Origin of the sequence: Acetomicrobium sp. S15 = DSM 107314 (genome assembly GCF_016125955.1) — a bacterium.
Classification (GTDB): Bacteria; Synergistota; Synergistia; order Synergistales; family Thermosynergistaceae; genus Thermosynergistes; species Thermosynergistes pyruvativorans.
Genome location: NZ_JADEVE010000394.1, coordinates 1 through 328, shown reverse-complemented (window position 1 = coordinate 328; position 328 = coordinate 1). Strand labels below are relative to the sequence as shown.

Annotated in this window: 1 pseudogene; it reads right to left on the bottom strand. The window is 47.6% G+C overall.

The features are described 5' to 3' along the window. Window positions 1-93: pseudogene (locus tag EZM41_RS11925) on the bottom strand (AAA family ATPase); the annotation flags it as partial. Window positions 94-328: the final 235 nt, after the last annotated feature.

Here is a 328-nt window from a genome sequence, read left to right as displayed (position 1 = left end):
TAACATCTTCGCCAGGCTCTGAGCGAGAAGAGTCTTACCGCATCCCGTGGGACCAACGAGGAGAATGTTGCTCTTCTGAAGCTCTACGTCCTCGCCCGAATTGCAGTAAATTCGCTTAAAGTAAGCTGTCAAGCCAAGAGGGGGGTTTGCCATGAGAAAGGTAGCTCTTTGTTTGTTGATGGTTTTAGCTCTCAGCTTCACATATGGATCAGCTTTCGCTGTCTGTATATATATCCCTGCCGGTCACGTCGGCATTGGGAACCTCGACGGATTCCACCACTTCTATCCTGAACATAGAAGAATAATACCAATTCTTCGACGGAAATTG